This is a genomic window from Bacillus multifaciens, assembly GCF_030756675.1.
In the GTDB taxonomy this organism is placed as follows: Bacteria; Bacillota; Bacilli; order Bacillales; family Bacillaceae_G; genus Bacillus_A; species Bacillus_A multifaciens.
Window position 1 is genome coordinate 48179 of sequence record NZ_JAVBXD010000014.1, and the last position, 16735, is coordinate 64913.

At 35.6% G+C, this 16735-nt stretch carries 20 protein-coding genes; 15 read left to right on the forward strand and 5 right to left on the reverse strand.

Annotated elements, in window-relative coordinates:
* Both ctaF and ctaG read left to right on the forward strand, forming a co-directional pair.
* The gene (ctaF, locus tag Q9306_RS11175) at positions 1-339 is read left to right on the forward strand and encodes a cytochrome c oxidase subunit IVB (RefSeq protein ID WP_306198312.1); all 339 of its coding nucleotides are present in this window, start codon (positions 1-3) and stop codon (positions 337-339) included.
* A 461-nt stretch (positions 340-800) separates the two neighbouring features.
* Positions 801-1739: a cytochrome c oxidase assembly factor CtaG gene (ctaG, locus tag Q9306_RS11180; protein WP_306198314.1), complete on the forward strand. Its 939-nt coding sequence runs from the start codon at positions 801-803 to the stop codon at positions 1737-1739.
* Between the two features lie 376 nt (positions 1740-2115).
* Here ctaG and Q9306_RS11185 read toward each other — a convergent pair whose 3' ends face one another.
* Positions 2116-2481 (reverse strand): YugN family protein, encoded by a 366-nt coding sequence (locus Q9306_RS11185; RefSeq protein ID WP_306198317.1) that lies wholly within the window; start codon positions 2479-2481, stop codon positions 2116-2118.
* Between the two features lie 211 nt (positions 2482-2692).
* On the opposite strand from Q9306_RS11185, the gene Q9306_RS11190 reads away from it, so the two are divergent.
* The 6 genes from Q9306_RS11190 (at position 2693) to Q9306_RS11215 (ending at position 6107) form a co-directional block, all read left to right on the forward strand.
* Positions 2693-3730, forward strand: coding sequence for a CAP domain-containing protein (locus Q9306_RS11190; protein WP_306198320.1), 1038 nt, complete (start codon positions 2693-2695; stop codon positions 3728-3730).
* Positions 3731-3818: 88 nt separating this feature from the next.
* Complete coding sequence (locus tag Q9306_RS11195) at positions 3819-4232, forward strand: YlbD family protein (protein ID WP_306198322.1); 414 nt, start codon at positions 3819-3821, stop codon at positions 4230-4232.
* 11 nt (positions 4233-4243) lie between these two features.
* On the forward strand, positions 4244-4489 hold the full coding sequence (locus Q9306_RS11200; protein ID WP_306198324.1) for a YlbE-like family protein: 246 nt from the start codon (positions 4244-4246) through the stop codon (positions 4487-4489).
* A gap of 76 nt (positions 4490-4565) precedes the next feature.
* Positions 4566-5138, forward strand: coding sequence for a histidine phosphatase family protein (locus tag Q9306_RS11205; RefSeq protein ID WP_306198326.1), 573 nt, complete (start codon positions 4566-4568; stop codon positions 5136-5138).
* Between the two features lie 76 nt (positions 5139-5214).
* Positions 5215-5667 carry a YlbF/YmcA family competence regulator gene (locus Q9306_RS11210; protein WP_306198328.1) on the forward strand — a complete coding sequence of 151 codons (453 nt, stop codon included), beginning with the start codon at positions 5215-5217 and terminating at the stop codon, positions 5665-5667.
* Positions 5668-5831: 164 nt separating this feature from the next.
* Complete coding sequence (locus Q9306_RS11215; protein ID WP_306198332.1) at positions 5832-6107, forward strand: YlbG family protein; 276 nt, start codon at positions 5832-5834, stop codon at positions 6105-6107.
* 315 nt (positions 6108-6422) lie between these two features.
* On the opposite strand, the gene Q9306_RS11220 is transcribed toward Q9306_RS11215, so the two are convergent.
* Positions 6423-6812, reverse strand: a complete 390-nt coding sequence (locus Q9306_RS11220) for a DUF7147 family protein (RefSeq protein WP_306198334.1) — start codon at positions 6810-6812, stop codon at positions 6423-6425.
* Positions 6813-7443: 631 nt separating this feature from the next.
* Here Q9306_RS11220 and rsmD point away from each other — a divergent pair.
* Positions 7444-8019, forward strand: a complete 576-nt coding sequence (gene rsmD / locus Q9306_RS11225) for a 16S rRNA (guanine(966)-N(2))-methyltransferase RsmD (protein ID WP_306198336.1) — start codon at positions 7444-7446, stop codon at positions 8017-8019.
* Entirely contained in the window at positions 8007-8495 is a 489-nt protein-coding gene (coaD, locus tag Q9306_RS11230; protein WP_306198338.1) for a pantetheine-phosphate adenylyltransferase, read from the forward strand. The genes rsmD and coaD overlap by 13 nt, the downstream gene beginning before the upstream one ends.
* Here coaD and ylbJ read toward each other — a convergent pair.
* Positions 8490-9722 (reverse strand): sporulation integral membrane protein YlbJ, encoded by a 1233-nt coding sequence (gene ylbJ / locus Q9306_RS11235; protein WP_306198341.1) that lies wholly within the window; start codon positions 9720-9722, stop codon positions 8490-8492. The two genes, coaD and ylbJ, sit on opposite strands and share 6 nt — an antisense overlap.
* 107 nt (positions 9723-9829) lie before the next feature.
* On the opposite strand from ylbJ, the gene Q9306_RS11240 reads away from it, so the two are divergent.
* A complete protein-coding gene (locus Q9306_RS11240) occupies positions 9830-10621 on the forward strand; it encodes a patatin-like phospholipase family protein (protein WP_306198343.1) in 792 nt (263 codons plus the stop codon).
* Entirely contained in the window at positions 10614-11639 is a 1026-nt protein-coding gene (locus Q9306_RS11245; RefSeq protein ID WP_306198345.1) for a SepM family pheromone-processing serine protease, read from the forward strand. Before Q9306_RS11240 ends, Q9306_RS11245 begins: the two co-directional genes overlap by 8 nt.
* Positions 11640-11666: 27 nt before the next feature.
* Here the strand turns inward: Q9306_RS11245 and Q9306_RS11250 are convergent, their stop codons facing one another.
* Positions 11667-12908, reverse strand: coding sequence for a nucleotidyltransferase (locus Q9306_RS11250; protein WP_306198461.1), 1242 nt, complete (start codon positions 12906-12908; stop codon positions 11667-11669).
* 134 nt (positions 12909-13042) lie between these two features.
* Positions 13043-14173, reverse strand: a complete 1131-nt coding sequence (locus Q9306_RS11255; protein WP_306198349.1) for a site-specific integrase — start codon at positions 14171-14173, stop codon at positions 13043-13045.
* 333 nt (positions 14174-14506) lie between these two features.
* On the opposite strand from Q9306_RS11255, the gene Q9306_RS11260 reads away from it, so the two are divergent.
* The 3 genes from Q9306_RS11260 (at position 14507) to Q9306_RS11270 (ending at position 16474) form a co-directional block, all read left to right on the forward strand.
* A complete protein-coding gene (locus Q9306_RS11260) occupies positions 14507-15316 on the forward strand; it encodes a HipA family kinase (RefSeq protein WP_306198351.1) in 810 nt (269 codons plus the stop codon).
* On the forward strand, positions 15317-16186 hold the full coding sequence (locus Q9306_RS11265; RefSeq protein WP_306198354.1) for a DUF3037 domain-containing protein: 870 nt from the start codon (positions 15317-15319) through the stop codon (positions 16184-16186).
* Positions 16187-16279: 93 nt separating this feature from the next.
* Positions 16280-16474 carry a hypothetical protein gene (locus tag Q9306_RS11270; RefSeq protein WP_306198356.1) on the forward strand — a complete coding sequence of 65 codons (195 nt, stop codon included), beginning with the start codon at positions 16280-16282 and terminating at the stop codon, positions 16472-16474.
* Positions 16475-16735 lie beyond the last annotated feature (261 nt).

A 16735-nucleotide genomic window follows, 5' to 3' on the forward strand; every position in this document is an offset into this window, starting at 1 on the left:
ATGGCGATAAAACAAACAAATATAACTAACCCTAAAGTGGATCTTGCTTATCGTAGAAAAAAAAGTGCAGAAGAAATGAAGCATCAAGTCGTTACTTTCGGGTTAATGATTTTTTTGACAATCATCGCATTTGTAGCAGTAGCATATCCAAAAACATTTAGTCCACTTTTTTCTGTACCATTTATTTTACTGTTAGCTGCCGTACAAGTTATTTTTCAATTGTATTATTTTATGCATATGAGCCATAAGGGGCATGAAGCTCCGACATTTTTCTTGTATGCTGGTTTACTAGTCGGATTATTAACGATTTTAGCATTTATGACAATTGTTTGGGTTTAAAAAAAGAAAGGAGATTGGGTTTCATCAATCTCCTTTTATTTATCCCGCTATTTGTGGGCAGTAATACTCTCATCTCAAAATTCGGCGAAAGCATTGTCTAGCTTCAGTGGCTAGAATGTTCGGTGGCTTCGCTTCTTCCTACGAGGTAAAAAAACACCTCTACGTCAGAAGCTCCATCCCCCTCACATTCTGAACGAGCCACTTCCGCATTTCTTTGTTGTCCAGCTCTAGCGGCTAGAATCGCAGGCCGTTTCGCCCCCTCGGACGAGGCAAAAAGTACCTCTCCGCCCTGTGCGTGGGCGTCCTGCGATTCTGAGCGAGCCGCTTCCGCTTTTCTGAAGAAGTTAGGTGGGAGATAAACTGCCCGTAAAAGCCCGATTGGCGAGGGCTAATAATCAGTGGGGGATGAAAAACCCCCCACTGATTAAAGTTTCACTTTATGAAAGGGAGGGTGTCAAAAAATGGACAACTTATGGATATTTGGTTTTGAAGCACTGTGGAGCCCAATCTTTTTTCTTTTTATACTAGCTATCGTAATTTGTTATTTTTTAATTATTGGAAAGTATCGACATCGTTTTCCGTACGGAGAGGAAGTGAGTAAACGGAAAATCTTTTATTTTACAAGTGGTATGTTCCTATTATATTTGGTTAAGGGTGGCCCAATTGATTTACTTGGACATATTGTGTTTAGTGCACATATGTTAGAAATGGCAATCATGTATATTGCTGTACCTCCATTATTATTACTGGGGTTACCAATCTGGTTGTTTGAGTATATAACATCATTTCGATTTATTCGTATAACGTTACGTATATGGGCAAATCCTATTATCGCATTAATTGTTTTTAACGGGTTGTTTTCGATGTATCATTTACCAATTGTGTTTGATACGGTAAAGCAGAGTCAAATTGGACATCCAATTGTTCTTGCTGTATTGTTTTTTATGGCAATTATGTTGTGGTGGCCGATATTTAATCCGTTACCACAATATCAAACATTAAGTGATATTAAAAAGATTGGTTATATGTTTGCTAATGGGATGCTATTAACACCGGCCTGTGCACTTATCATTTTTGCTAATGAGCCGTTGTTTGTGACATATACAGATCCAAATGCATGGATGAAGGCGATGGAGCTTTGCGTGCCAGCTGGAACATTATCTAATTTAAATATTACAGGTCCTGATTTCTTACATTGGATTCCTATTTTAGAGGATCAGAAAACAGGAGGGATTGTAATGAAGATTATACAAGAAATTGTATATGGCACAGTTATTGGGTATGTTTTCTTCTCGTGGGCGCGTAAAGAACGGAAAAAAGATGCTGAACAGATACATGCATTACCTCCGTATTTGCAATCTCAATCATCCACGTCTGATGGAAAACTCTCATCTAGATAAAGTGAAACTTTTCTCAGTAGGAAGGCTTACTGCCCTAAAGTAGCGGGATAAATTTAGTAAACCAAAAGAAGGTGTACACGATGGTACACCTTCTTTTGGTTTATATAAATCCATTTTAATTTTTCGACATATAAATCGCTGCTATGCAGAATACAATCTGATCGCTACTAGCTTGCTCATTTTGTTTTAAATCTCGCATGCGGCAGGAAAAGGCCCTGACCGCTTCTATGCACGGCCAGATGCTCTCGTCCTCTCCTAAAAAGAAAGGGGTTTTTAAGTAGGTTTTTCAATTTGCATTTATATATCTTTCTTTTGAGAAGTGCAGTGTTCATAAAAGTATAGTAGGTTGTGTTAGTAAAATTTATAGAAGTTTTCTTTATTCTATAATTGCTAAATCTTGTAACTCTTTTTCAATGTTTTGAAGTAACTGTTCACTTTTTTGGAGAACATTTTTGGGGAAACCCTCGTTCTCTCCATACTCCACGCCGTGTGGATAATAATGTTTGCCAAGAAGAGGTTTTAATAACTTAATATGGGCATGTCGTCTGCCAATATCTCCTTCTATCGCAAAACCTTGTATACGTAAATAATATACATCTTTCAGCATTTCAAATTTATAGTCGTATGTAACTCGCTCGTAATCCCATTGCCCAGCTAGTACAAAGTGATGATTGTCCATTACCTCTGAAAGAAGTGTGAAATCAACAACTACGCCTTCAAGTTTCGTATTTGTAAATTGCATGAAATAGCCTCCTTATTATAAACGTAGAACCACTTAAATTTATAATAGTACGAATAGTAAGAAAACGCAATTCGTATAGAGAGAAAAGGGAGAATGTCTGATTTTATAAAAGAAATATGATATAGTGAACATAGTGTGGTACACACAAAATGGAGAAAACAGTTTTGTTTGTGTATACCTCAATTTCATGGTTATTCAGGAGGTATATAATTTGAAAAAATTGTTTCGTATTATAGTAATTACTATTCTTATTTTAGCAATTGATCTATACGGGAAATTACTCGTTTCTCAATATATATTTCAATCTCCTCAGTTAAAAAAAGAGCATAAAATTGTGAAAACAAAAAAAGAAAAAGAGATTAAGGGAGTACCAGAAACAATTCCAGAGTTACTTGGTAGTGATTCTGAAATTTTATTAGCGAACTGGGGCGAACCAGCACGAATTGAATCATCTGCATATGGTTATGAATGGTGGGTATATAATCAAGACTTATCGAAATATGTGCAGTTTGGGGTTAAAGAGCACAAAATTGTTACGATTTATGTTGGCGGAGAGAAAGTGAGTGTTTCACCATTTCATATTGGTGAAAAGTATGAAGATATTTATAAAAAAAATCCGTTTTCATATGAAATTTCACTCAAAATGGGAAAAAATAGCTATCAATTCGAATTATCTGATGTTGAGCTAACAGAACAACCACTCGCATCGATAGAAGAGGGATGGGCGCAATTATATTTTGATCATTTCACACATAAACTTGTCGGTGTTCGTTATATGGATGATGAAACGTTAATCAAACAAAGACCGTATCAACTTGTTTCTTCTGGAGAATTAACGAATCCACAGCCGTTATCACCAGAGCAAATAAAGCAAGTTGAACAAGGGAATGCACAACAAATTTTAGATTTGACAAATGTTATTCGAAGCCGTTATCATCTCCCGTTATTAGTATGGGACCAGCAAACGGCGGCAGTAGCATATGAACATAGTAAAGACATGAAAGATAACAACTATTTTTCTCATGATTCACCTTCGTTTGGTACATTAGGAGATCGTTTGCAAAAAGGAAATGTATCATTTCAATTAGCTGGGGAAAACATTGCGGCGCAGCATAGTGATGCAATTGCAGCGGTTCAAGGATGGTTAAATAGTGAGGGACATCGAAAGAATTTACTAAACGAACAATTCACTGGTTTAGGAATTGGTGTGTATGATAAATTTTATACACAAAATTTTATTCAGAAGTAGGGTGTATGGATTGCCTAAAAATAGGCGAACCATGCGCCCCTTTTTTTCTTACAATATAGTAAAAGATACATCTGATGGGGTGATTGTAATGACAATAGTGAAAGGAGATTTACATCCTTCTATTCAAAAGTTCAAGGAGTTTGTACGTCAGCATCCAAAGATGGTTCATGATGTTCGAAATGGAACGAAATCATGGCAACAGTTTTACGAAGAATGGTATTTACTTGGAGAAGAAGATGGTGTATGGAATCGCTACAAAGTAAATGGGGAGATAGTCCCTCCTTCTGTACAAGAAGAGAGCGGAGAAAAGTCAGAGGATTTTATGGGACAAATGGTATCGTTTTTTAAAAAAATAGATGTGGAACAGGTGCAGCAACATTTAGTGAATATGACGACAGCTATTGGAAGCGTGCAGCAGGTTATTCAACAGTTTCAAGGGAACCAGACAACAAAGCAACAGCGTAATTCCGAAAATAATCCGTTTTTCTTTCAAAAAGACTAGGAGGAAGAGTGATGAGAGCAGAACTCATCGAATTTATAAAGTCAAATGAAGATTTACAGAAATATATTCGCGAGCAGCCGTATTGGTATCGGAAACTTTCTAGGAATCCAAGTGAAAAAGAAGCATTTGAATTAGCAGCCATGCAATATTTTAAAAAGACAATCCCAGATAAGGTAGCTAAGTTTCAAAATCAATTATCCGTTGCTTCTCTTATGATAGACATGTTTCAATATATGAAACAGCAAAACGTTAATTAATTGGTAGTAAAAATTGTGTCCGTCATGCGAAACTTTTGTTACAATAATAATGGATTATAGAAAAAGGAGTTACAACATGACGGAAATTTGTTTAGTACGACATGGACAAACTGATTGGAATTTTCAAGAAATTATTCAAGGAAGAGAAGATATTCCTTTAAATGAAATTGGAAAAAAACAAGCAAGTCAAAGTGCCGCAGCGTTAAAAGCCGGATCATGGGATATCATTGTTAGTAGTCCGCTAGTAAGAGCACACGAAACAGCACAAGCTATTGCTAATGCGGTGAAAATGGATACAATTCATCTTGATGAACGTTTTATGGAACGAAATTTTGGTGTAGCATCAGGAAAGCCAGTTGCTGAAGTTAGACAGTCTATTGCAGATGGTAACGTGGAAGGAATGGAAACAGATCAAGAAATTGTTGAGCGGTGCTTTACAGCATTAAAAGATGTTGCCCAAAAATATATGGGGAAACGTATTATTATTGTTGCGCATTCCCACGCAATTAAAGCTATGTTACATGGTATTTCTCCAGAAGAAATTACATTTCAAACACCATTACAAAATGCTTGTATCAGTTATGTGAGAGAAATAGAAGGAACATGGGAAGTTGTGAAGTACAATATTGCTGAACATATTTGTTTGTAATTTATATCTGAATAAAGTCATAGAGTTAGTAGTTCTGCTATAAATGTGATATGATTAATATTCGGAGGTGTCTCTAATGATTGTAGCGACGCTAGAGAGCGTAATGATTTTAGATAAGGCTGAACAATTTGCAAAGGCAGTTGTTCGTTCAGATATAGCAGAGCAGTACCGCAAGTGCTACCATACATTGCAGCAAGATCCGGAAGTACAAATGCTGATTCAACAATTTACAGCAATGAAAGAGCGTTATGAAGAAGTGCAGCGTTTTGGAAAATATCATCCTGACTATACAACTGTATCGAAACAAATGCGAGAGTTAAAACGAGAAGTAGATTTGCATGAAAAAATTTCTGCTTTTAAAAAAGCAGAAAATGATTTGCAAAAGTTATTGGATGAGATTAGTGTAATTATGGGAGCCGAAATCTCACCTGCTATTAAAGTTCCGACAGGCAATCCGTTTTTTGATGCAGGTGGTTGTGGAGGCGGTTGTGGCTCTGGTGGTAGTTGTGGGTGTAAAAAAACGGGGTAATTTGCCCCGTTTTTTAGAATATAAGAAATGGCTTCCGTTTTTTAAATATTTGAAAATCGATGATGAAATTTTCAGCGGTGGGGGCTTAATACCTGTTAATACGGAGGGAAATTCTGAAGCTTATTGTGAAATAAATGAATGATATTAAATAAAAGGAGAACATTATGTTTGGGCAACGACAAAGTATGATTGTCTATCTACATTCCTTAAAACATGCTAAAATTTTAAGGAAATATGGAAACATTCATTACATATCAAAACGGTTTAAATATGCTGTTGTGTATTGTGATATGGAGCAATTAGAACATATGATGCGAAAATTAAATAAGCTTCCGTTTGTAAAGAAAATCGAGCCATCTTATCGGCCGTTTTTAAAAACGGAGTTCGAAAATTCCAGACCAGATCGTGCAAAAGAATATGATTATAATAAGATGGATTAAAACCCCACCAAAATTTTGGTGGGGTTTTTTGTATTATTCATCTTATCCCGCTATTTTGGGGCAGTAATACTCCTGCCTCAAAATTCAGCGAAAGCATTGTCTAGCTCCAGCGGCTAGAATGTTCGGTGGCTTCGCTTCTTCCTACGAGGTAAAAAACGCCTCTACGTCAGAAGCTCCATCCCCCTCACATTCTGAGCGAGCCACTTCTGCTTTTCTTAAAGGTAGGCAGGAGATAAACTGCCCGTAAAAGCCCGATTGGTGAGGGCTAATAATCAGTAGGGGATGAAGAAAACCCCCACTGATTAAAGTTTCACTTTATTGCAGCGGTGGAATAAAATGATTCATTCGTAAAATACTGATAAGATGATTAAAGTATAGTTCATTTTCTGGAAATACAGTAGATGGTTTTACAGTAAAAGAAACTATTTTTTTTCCGATTTGTTCGGCGGTTTCTTCAAATAAAGTAATTCGTTTGCTTTTTTTATCTGTTAATACAGGGATCCCTTCTCGACATATGTATAAAGGTTGGAAATCGCCTACTGTCGTGGGGTGAAGAACAACGACGAGAGAGCATACAGCTTTGTCGTTTTTCGAAGTATTAAATTGTAGCATATGCGATACTCGATGTTTGTTTGCTTTTGCAATTTCGAGTAATTCGTATAAATCGGAGTATCCTTCTCCTAGTTCAATAAAACGTTGAATCATGTCTTTTCCTCCTCTTTCTTTTACTGTATCATTTCATTTTCAAAATGAAAAGGTGACAAAGAAAAAACCCTGCCGAAGCAGGGCCCTTCTTATACTAGCATGACTAGCAAGAAGGCAAAGGGAGAGGAGAAACCGGAGGAAGAACTTATGGGGAAACGTAAGTCTTCTCCGCGGTTGGCAACAACATCGAAGGTGATGTTGTTATATTTATTTATCTCCAAACTGTATAAAGATATACATTGTAAAATTAAATTTTCTCTTTTCCTTTTTATTTTTCTTTCGTATGTTTTATGATAGGATAAAAAAGGTGAATATACATAAAGTGAAACTTTCGTTCGTGGAGGTATTACTGCCTACGAATAGCGGGATAAAGTTGAGCTTATACAAGAATGATTTATATAAACATTTGTTATATGAATCCATTTTGATTATTCGACATATAGATTGCTGCTATGCAGAAAAAAGAAGCCTGCACTTGCTTTCTTCCTTTGTTTGAACTTTGCATGTGGCAGAAAAAGGATCTGACCGCTTCTATGCATGGCCAGATGCTCTCGCCCGCCTAATAAGAATGGTTTTATGTCGTTTTTTTAATTTGGATTGATATAGAAAGAGATAAAGGTAGTGAAAAATTATGAGAGTAGTTTCGGGAAAGTGTAAAGGTCATCCTTTAAAAGCTGTACCAGGTAATACAACGCGGCCGACAACAGATAAGGTGAAAGAGGCTATTTTTAATATTATCGGTCCTTATTTTGATGGTGGTTTAGCTCTTGATTTGTTTGGCGGGAGCGGTGGGCTTGGTATTGAGGCTCTTAGTAGAGGGATAGATAAAGCTATTTTTGTTGATCGTGATGGAAAAGCGATAAAGGTGATCCATCAAAATTTAGAAAGTTGCAGGTTAGAAGCGCAAGCTGAAGTATATAGAAATGATGCAGAACGTGCTGTAAAGGCGCTCATGAAACGTGAGTTATCGTTCAATCTTGTACTATTAGATCCACCGTATAAAGATCAAAAGATTGTTTCTTTAATAAGTATAATGGATCAGCATGATCTATTGAAAGAAGATGGAATCGTTATGACTGAACATGGGGTAGATGTAGACCTACCTGAAACGATTGGTAGACTTGTGAAGGTAAGAGCTGAAAACTACGGTATTACAGCGATTTCAATTTATAAGTATGAAGGTGAGGGGACCGAATGGCAAGCATAGCAATTTCTTCGGGAAGTTTTGATCCGATTACGCTTGGACATTTAGATATTATTAAAAGGGGTGCAAAAGTTTTTGATGAAGTATATGTTGTTGTTTTAAATAATTCATCAAAAGAGCCGCTTTTTACGGTAGAAGAGCGTTTAGAATTAATTCGCGAGGCGACAAAAGACATTCCGAATGTAAAGGTTGATTCGCATAGTGGATTATTAGTAGAGTATGCGAGGATGCGCAATGCGAATGCGATTTTACGTGGTTTACGTGCGGTATCTGACTTTGAATATGAAATGCAAATTACATCCATGAATCGTAAATTGGAAGAGAATGTAGAAACATTTTTTATTATGACGAATAATCAATATTCCTTTTTAAGTTCAAGTATTGTAAAAGAGGTAGCTCGTTATGGTGGCAATGTTTCTGGACTTGTTCCGCCAATTGTAGAACGTGCTTTAAAAGAGAAGTTTCAAACCCCGTTATGATGAACGGGGTTTTTTGTTATGACTGAGCCGGAAAAAGAGTAATAAAACGTATAAATATAAACAAAATAGTGTAAAGGCAGGGCCAAACGTAACAAGGGAATCCCAAGCTTTTGCAAAGATGGTAGATTGTTTAGATAAAAAGACTGGAATATCGTATTTAGTAGGTGAAAAAGAGTGTAATCTTTCATAAAGTGGTCCCCAAAATATGTATGTATAGATTGGAGCAAGGAAGCTTTGTATAATACGTGCAATAAAGTATGGTTTAAAACGGATATCTGTATCCGCTAAAATACTGGCAACTTGAGCTTGAATAGAAAGACCGCTAAAAGCTAAGACGAAACTTGTCATCATGGTTTGTTGTAAAATAGAAGTGTGTTCTGTTTGACTAATCATTTGACTCCCAAGTGTCATTTCCAACAGACCTGACAAAATAGGGAAACTAAAATAAGGCGAAAGTTGAAATGCAACCAATAATTGTTTCATAATAAAAGCAAGAAAGGTTGTAATGTGAAAAACGGTTAACATTTTATTTAAAACAGAGAATAAAATAATAAATCCGCCAATCATAAGTAATGTTTGAACAGAAGAAGTAATCGCATCACCGATTAATTTGCCAATGGGACGTTTTTCTTGTAATCGAGTTTTATGAAGAACGGAAAAAGCATGCCGCAATGGAATTGGTGGTGTATGTTTTTTTGCTTCTTGTTGCTTGCGATTATCTTGGTAAAAGCGCATGAGTAGTCCAACTGTGAAATTACTAACATAATGGGAGGCTGCTAAAATAATTCCTAGTTTTGGGTTATCGAAAAATCCAATTGCTACAGCACCAAAAATAAATAATGGATTAGAAGAGTTTGTGAAAGAAACAAGACGTTCTGCTTCAATTTGTGTAAGTTGGTTCTCTTGGCGTAGCCGAGCGCTTAATTTTGCTCCTGCAGGGAAACCTGAGGCCATACCCATTGCCCATACAAAGCCTCCGATGCCAGGGACACGAAAGAGTGGACGCATCAAAGGTTCTAATAACACACCGATAAATTTTACAATTCCCAGCCCGATTAGAAGTTCTGCGATAATAAAAAAAGGTAGCAATGAAGGAAATACAACTTCCCACCATATATTTAAGCCTCGAATAGATGATTGGAGTGCTGCTTGGGGATGGAGTACGAGGGAAATTGTAATAAAAGAAACCGATATGGTGAGAAAGCCTGTTTTCCATTTTTCGTACATTTTATATCCCCCTTTGTCCAAAATGTTCATTTCAGTATACGAGGATACATAGTGAAATTAGACCATAAGTATAAAAAGAGAGTGAAAAATTTTTGAGGGTGAAGAAGATGAAAGAACCGAAAATTGGGTTAGCGCTTGGGTCAGGTGGTGCGAAAGGATTTGCACATGTTGGTGTTATTAAAGTTCTGCGAGAAGCTGGTATACCTATTCATATGATTGCGGGAAGCAGCATGGGGGCACTAATAGGTACGTTTTATGCAGCAGGATGTAATGTGGACCGTTTGTATCGTTTAGCAACAGTATTTAAGCGGAAGTACTATTTGGACTTTACTGTACCCAAAATGGGATTTATTACTGGAAAACGTGTAAAAGATATGATTAAAATGTTTACATATAATAAAAAATTAGAAGAGCTAGATATTCCAACAGCGGTTGTAGCAACTGATATTTTAAATGGTGAAAAGGTTGTCTTTACAAAAGGTTCTATTGCAGATGCTGTTAGGGCAAGTATTTCTGTGCCCGGCATATTTGTTCCAGAGAAAATAAATGGAAGACTGCTCGTGGATGGAGGAGTAATTGATCGTATTCCAGTATCCGTAGTAAGAACGTTAGGGGCTGATATTGTGATTGCTGTTGATGTATCCCCTATTAAGGTCAATGGAGAAGTTACATCCATTTATGATGTCATTATGCAAAGTATCGAAATTATGCAACATGAGCTTGTAGTTAATAGACAAATTGCATCAGATCTTATGATGCATCCAGCTGTAGAACAATTTAGTTCGCGAGCCTTTACGAATATAGAAGATATTATTCGTGTCGGTGAAGAAGAAGCAAAGCAACACATTCAAACAATTTACACATTGATTGAGCAGTGGAAGGAGAAAAAAGATGTTTAAAAAGTTTCGGTATTTATATGCACTACTAATTGGAGTAATCATTGCAATGTTAATCGTGTTTGTCCCTTTGCCATACTATATTACAAAACCAGGTATGGCAGAGAAATTAGAGCCGTATGTAAAGGTTGAGGGAGGGAATAAAGAGAAAGGGGATTTTATGCTCGTTACAGTTTCGATGGGGCGAGCGAATGTTGTGAATTATCTTTCTGCTAAATTTAACAAATATGAAGAAATTTTTAAGAAGGAAGAAATTTTAAGAAAAGGTGAAAGTGATGAAGAGTATCAATTTCGCCAAGTATATGCAATGAAAGAGTCACAAGATGCAGCTATTTATAATGCATATAAACGAGCAAATGCCTCTGTTACGTTTGAAAATCAAGGTGTGCTTGTTGTTGGTGTTGCAGATGATATGCCAGCTGCTGAAAAATTAAAGCTTGGGGATCATATTCTTGCTGTTGATGGTCAATCATTGCAAACGGCAGAGCAGTTTATTGCCTATATGAAAACAAAAAAACAAAATGATGAAGTAAGCGTTAAATATGTCCGTGAAAATAAAGAAAAGGAAGACAAATTTGCACTGAAGCCAATTCCAGAAGATAAAAGCCGCGCTGGTATTGGGGTTTCTATTATTACAGATAAGAAGCTAACAGTAAGTCCTGATGTGAAAATTGATGCGCATAAGATTGGGGGACCTTCTGCTGGACTTATGTTTACGTTAGAAATTTATAATCAGCTTGTGAAAGAAGATATAACGAAAGGTCACGAAATAGCTGGAACTGGAACGATAAATGAAAAAGGAGAAGTTGGTCCAATTGGAGGTATTTCTCAAAAAGTAGTTGCAGCTCATAATGCAGGTGCAGAAGTATTCTTTGCTCCAAATGAAAATGGAAAAGAGAATTCGAATTATAAAGAGGCATTGAAAACAGCTAAAGATATAAACACCAAAATGAAGATTATACCTGTAGATACGTTAGATGACGCCTTAGCGTATTTGGATAAAATGTCAGAAAAAAAGTAAATCCTCTCGTTTAAGAGAGGATTTTTTCTATAAAAATATATGTTGGATTTCATTAAATCGAACAGGATGCTGCGTTATATCTCGCTTTATCATTTCACTGCAAAGAGATCCCTGTAAAATAGAGCAATAAGCAGCGCTTGCTTTTCGGTCTATATCTAGAAGAGGATGTTGGAACGTTTTTGCATGAGAAAGCAATGGAAGTGTTATTTGCTTTTTTATTGCTGATATATATGCTTGTCCTTTTTGAGACATGCCGAGTAAACGAATATATTGTGCGTGTTGTTCAACATGCGCTTTGTACATTTCTTCTTTTGTAGTGTTCGTTAAAATGTGTGTGCAAATGCGCTGTAGTCGTGTCCACGTGTAACGTTTTGTTTTTAATACTTCCATAAATTTTGTGAATGAAGTTGCTTCTTGGATAGAAGATAAAATTCGATGTTCCAACCCTTCTTCCACTTCATATATATTTTGTAATTGCGATGGTGACATTGTTAGGAGTTTATATTTTAGAAAGTGAAAATAATGCTCCCAATTATGTAATAGGTGATAGGAATGTTTATATTGCTCTAAAAATAGTTTTGTAATTTTTGGAACAAAAGGAATAATTGTTGAAAAATTTTCCTGATTATTAAATAATTGTTTGCGAATGCTCGTTGCACTGGCAATTCGTTCATCTTGAAATGTTTCGTCATGATAGTGCGAAGCGAAACGCGTAATTGTACTTGCTTTCATTAAACTTTTTTGTTTGATAATTGCCTCTATGTAATGCATTCCTAAAATATTATTAGGCTCTGAAATGTCGATAGTAGTTATGTTTTTTTGTAAGGATGAAAACGCTTCAGAAGTTGCTTTCGCATAACTCATTCCTGTTTTTGAGTATTGTTGTATGAGGGAATGGAATGTGTTTTGCTCAGTTTGACGCAAAGTAACTGTATTGTAGAAGTGCTCGATATTACCACTTTCACTCCCAAAGCAAACCTCAGAGACACGAAGAGCATCTAATATTGAAATAGCACCGTTTGCAAAAGTTTCGGCTTTTTGTGTCGCGAAAGCATATGGCAGTTCGACGACAATGTCCACGCCATTTGCTAATGCCATTTGAGTTCGCGCCCATTTTGAAACGAGAGCCGGTTCCCCTCGTTGTAAAAAGGGTCCGCTCATAACAGCAATGATGATATCCGCATTTGTTAACTTTTTCGTTTGTTGCATATGATAAGCATGACCATTGTGAAATGGATTATATTCAACAACAATTCCGCTAGCCTTTATAATAATCTCCCCTTTCAGTGTAGCATCTTTTTCTAAAACATGATAATCTATATATTATTTCCTATAATGACTTCATTATAGTGTAAAGAAAAAACTTACACTATAAATGCATTATATCATTTGTACCACGGGATTTAATCCTCTTGATTTTCATCAACGACCACTTTTTGACCACTTCGACCACTTTTTAGTACATTTCCGAGCTTTTCAGTAGCTTCAATTTGACGTTCCTCATACGTATCAGTATAAATATTTAAGGTTGTGGAAACATTTGTATGACCAAGTAATTTTGCGACAACCTTTGCATTTGCGCCAGAATCGATTAAAATAGTTGTAAACGTTCTTCGGATATCGTGGAATCTAATATACGGTACGTCTATTGCTTCGCACAAAGCTTTCATTTGATAACGTATTGTATATGGATGCACGATTTTTTTATTTCTTGTGCAAATTAATAAATCAAAAGAATTCTCTTTTTTATGTTTTTGATATTCCAGCAATTCTTCCATTAATTCTTCCGTCATTGGGATCACACGATTAGATGCTTCTGTTTTCGTCTCACCTAATTCATATTTACCATCCACGAGCGTTAATGTCCTTTGTACATGAATAGCTTTATTTTCAAAATTAATATCATTCCACTGTAGAGCCAATACTTCACCAATACGCATGCCTGTATGCAGTGCTAAAATAAATGCAATATAGTAGCTGCCTTTCATTTTGGCGTACTCCATAAACTTCATTGCTTGTTCAATTGTCCAACTAGCTTGCGCTTTCTTTTTCACTTTTGGCCGCTTTGCTTTCTTAGCAGGATTAGAGCTAATCATTTCTAACTCTACGCCTTTATCAAGGATTTGCTTTAACATAACATCGACTGATGAAATGTATTTTGTAGTCAGACCCTCTTTAAGTAGCTTCTGATGAAAATTATGCACGGTCAGAGGTTTTATATCTGATAACCTCTTATCGGCAAATTCAGGCATAACACGTGAGCGTAGAATGCGTTTGTATTGATACAATGTTGATGGCCTACATGATGATTCTTTCTCTTGCATCCAGATTTCTACGAGTTGAGAAAAGCGAATATCACTATTCTCATAATCCCCACTTGCTAAATTATTCGTTATTTTAGCTACTTCTTCCTGGGCAGCTTTCTTTGTTTTAAAACCGCCTTTAGTGATTTGTTTCCGTTTACCTGTGAGTGGGTCTTTGCCAACATCCATAGTGAAGGACCACTTCTCACCACGTTTACGAAAGTATGCCATGATTTTCACCTCGTCATAATCATTTTCTAGATACAAGCTGTGATATGTGGTACAAGAAATGATAGCATAGAAAATGAATTTTTGTAAAAATATAGCTGAATTTGAATAAAAGTTCTCTACATATTGGTACGAAATGGATATAATGGACTATATATATAAATGCAGATAATACCTAAATGGAAACCAAAGTTAATTAGATAATATAAACGAAAATTTTGTAAAACTCCCATTACTATACGATTTTGAGTGGAAACTAATTAGCATTATATATAAAAAGGAGAATACAGAATGAGAAAATAATTATGATTCACATGTAAAAGGGGACATCGGTAAATGGAAATCGTGACAGCAAAAATAGCACATAAAGAAATCACAAATGGCGTTACAAAACCATATATTATTACATGCGATGATAGTGAACAATATGTTGTGAAATTTAAAGAAAACCCAGAAGGAAAAAGGGTATTAGCAAATGAATATGTATGTGCAAAGATAGCCGAAATTCTTGAATTGCCCCTTGCTTCTCCATCTTTGGTACAAGTTAATGACACTTTTATTGGGGATTTTGGAAAGCAAGTTTCAGAACATACAGAGGATACTGTTACTACAGGTCTCCATTTTGGAACTAAAAGAATAAAAAAGGCGTTCCAAATTACTGGAGCAGGTATGTTGAAATTAGCGAAGAATATTGAATGTATACCGGATATAATTTTATTCGATCAACTAGTTTGTAATTGCGATAGAGAGTGTAATGGTGGTAATCTATTGTTTGACCAATCTAAAATGGAAATTGTAGTTCTGGATCATACACACGCATTTGATATAGGTCCATTGTGGGATGAACATAATTTAAATTTCAAAATTGGGGAAGCTTTCAAACCCCTTCAACCAGATGGATATGTATATAGAAAATTAATCCCCTATGTAAATGGTCATAATCCGTTTAACTCAATTTTAGAGAAAATGGCAAGACTAGATGATAATTCTTTGTGGGACATTATAAATAATATTCCTGAAGAATGGGGCGTTACTGGTGCCCAAAAAGAAAAATTACTTGAATACCTAGGAGATAGGCTGAATAGAATTGAAAAAGCTTTACCTGTATTAAAACCAGGATTACCTTATTGGAAAGGAGGGTCATAGATGGAACGTTTGTGTAAATATGCTGTTCTTAGATATGTGCCAGATGATATTAGAGAAGAGTTTATAAATATTGGTTTAGTTTTTCATTCACCTGAGGATGCTTATGTGAATTTGCAGTTGACTGCCAATTTTAGTCGTGTTAGTCAATTTGATGATGAATCGGATGTTAAGTTTTTAAAATTGGTACTAGAAGGAGTCAAAGACGATTTTACACAGTCCATTACCGACGGTCCTTCTCTTCAACAGGCAAAAGATCCTAAATTTCTAGAAAAGGCAACATCCATATATGTAAATCAGCTTCAATTTTCTCCAATTAGAACTATTAGAAGTCGTGATTATTTAAAAGATGAAATAGACCTTTTTAGAACATATGTATATTTTGATCCTAATAAATCAAAACGTATAACAGACACAGAAGTTAAAAGCATTATGAGTCGCGTATTTAGAAATCATGAAAAGAATATATCTGGGAATTTAGAGCGGAATGTTGAAGTGGATATTGGGGCTGAAGACATAAAGTTAGATTTTGCCTTTAAAAAGGATCATAAGGCTAAATTTATAAAAACACTATCTTTTGACTATGCTTTAAGAAATAGCAAAAAAGCGACACAATTAGCAAAAGAATGGGCATGGAATTATGAGAAAATGCTAAAGGATAAATATAAAATAAATAGTAATTTAATAACTGCAGATGAACTTGATATCGTGACAGTAATTTATTTTAAATCTACGAATAAGAATATTAAAACAGCTTTAAATATTTTAAGTGAAGTTTCTCATATTGTAGAAGCAACAAACGAAGAAAAAATTATTGCTTTTGCTGATGAAATTATAGGTGATATTTCAAAACAGGTTGGTACTCATTCATAAAAAGAGCCATTTAGCTCTTTTTGTTTCATTTACAGATACAGAACGTGTGAGCTACAATATTTACATAGTTAAAAATAGGAGGTGGATATTAGAATGGGCATTTTCACAAAAGAACCAGGTGGACATTATGTATCTGATCCTGGTGGCGGATGGGGACCTATGAAAGACCCAGGTGGATTGAAGAGTGTAACTGATCCTGGTGGTGGAGTGGGATTTAAAGACAGTGATCCTAATCCAGGAGGCGGCCGTATGAAAGACCCAGGCGGTGGAGGCTGGAAATTATGCTAATGCATAAAAGAAGTTGTGACCCAGGAGTTGGATGGTCATATGCAAAAGATCCTGGTGGAACAGGTGGCAAAATGTTAGATTTTGACCATGGTACAGGAATTTAAAAAGAGCCATTTGGCTCTTTTTTTATTTGTTTGAAAAATTATATGATATTTTCTGTATCAAACCCTTTGATTTTTGTAGAATAAATTGTTGTTATTTTGTGAAATTATGTCGGAATAAAAATCTAAATATTTATATATAGTGTAATATAAATTAAAT

Coding starts and splice junctions, on each gene's coding strand:
- ctaF (WP_306198312.1), top strand. CDS start 1: ATGGCGATAAAACAAACAAATATAACTAACCCTAAAGTGGATCTTGCT.
- ctaG (WP_306198314.1), top strand. CDS start 801: ATGGACAACTTATGGATATTTGGTTTTGAAGCACTGTGGAGCCCAATC.
- Q9306_RS11185 (WP_306198317.1), bottom strand. CDS start 2,481: ATGCAATTTACAAATACGAAACTTGAAGGCGTAGTTGTTGATTTCACA.
- Q9306_RS11195 (WP_306198322.1), top strand. CDS start 3,819: ATGACAATAGTGAAAGGAGATTTACATCCTTCTATTCAAAAGTTCAAG.
- Q9306_RS11200 (WP_306198324.1), top strand. CDS start 4,244: ATGAGAGCAGAACTCATCGAATTTATAAAGTCAAATGAAGATTTACAG.
- Q9306_RS11205 (WP_306198326.1), top strand. CDS start 4,566: ATGACGGAAATTTGTTTAGTACGACATGGACAAACTGATTGGAATTTT.
- Q9306_RS11210 (WP_306198328.1), top strand. CDS start 5,215: ATGATTGTAGCGACGCTAGAGAGCGTAATGATTTTAGATAAGGCTGAA.
- Q9306_RS11215 (WP_306198332.1), top strand. CDS start 5,832: ATGTTTGGGCAACGACAAAGTATGATTGTCTATCTACATTCCTTAAAA.
- Q9306_RS11220 (WP_306198334.1), bottom strand. CDS start 6,812: ATGATTCAACGTTTTATTGAACTAGGAGAAGGATACTCCGATTTATAC.
- rsmD (WP_306198336.1), top strand. CDS start 7,444: ATGAGAGTAGTTTCGGGAAAGTGTAAAGGTCATCCTTTAAAAGCTGTA.
- coaD (WP_306198338.1), top strand. CDS start 8,007: ATGGCAAGCATAGCAATTTCTTCGGGAAGTTTTGATCCGATTACGCTT.
- ylbJ (WP_306198341.1), bottom strand. CDS start 9,722: ATGTACGAAAAATGGAAAACAGGCTTTCTCACCATATCGGTTTCTTTT.
- Q9306_RS11240 (WP_306198343.1), top strand. CDS start 9,830: ATGAAAGAACCGAAAATTGGGTTAGCGCTTGGGTCAGGTGGTGCGAAA.
- Q9306_RS11245 (WP_306198345.1), top strand. CDS start 10,614: ATGTTTAAAAAGTTTCGGTATTTATATGCACTACTAATTGGAGTAATC.
- Q9306_RS11255 (WP_306198349.1), bottom strand. CDS start 14,173: ATGGCATACTTTCGTAAACGTGGTGAGAAGTGGTCCTTCACTATGGAT.
- Q9306_RS11260 (WP_306198351.1), top strand. CDS start 14,507: ATGGAAATCGTGACAGCAAAAATAGCACATAAAGAAATCACAAATGGC.
- Q9306_RS11265 (WP_306198354.1), top strand. CDS start 15,317: ATGGAACGTTTGTGTAAATATGCTGTTCTTAGATATGTGCCAGATGAT.
- Q9306_RS11270 (WP_306198356.1), top strand. CDS start 16,280: ATGGGCATTTTCACAAAAGAACCAGGTGGACATTATGTATCTGATCCT.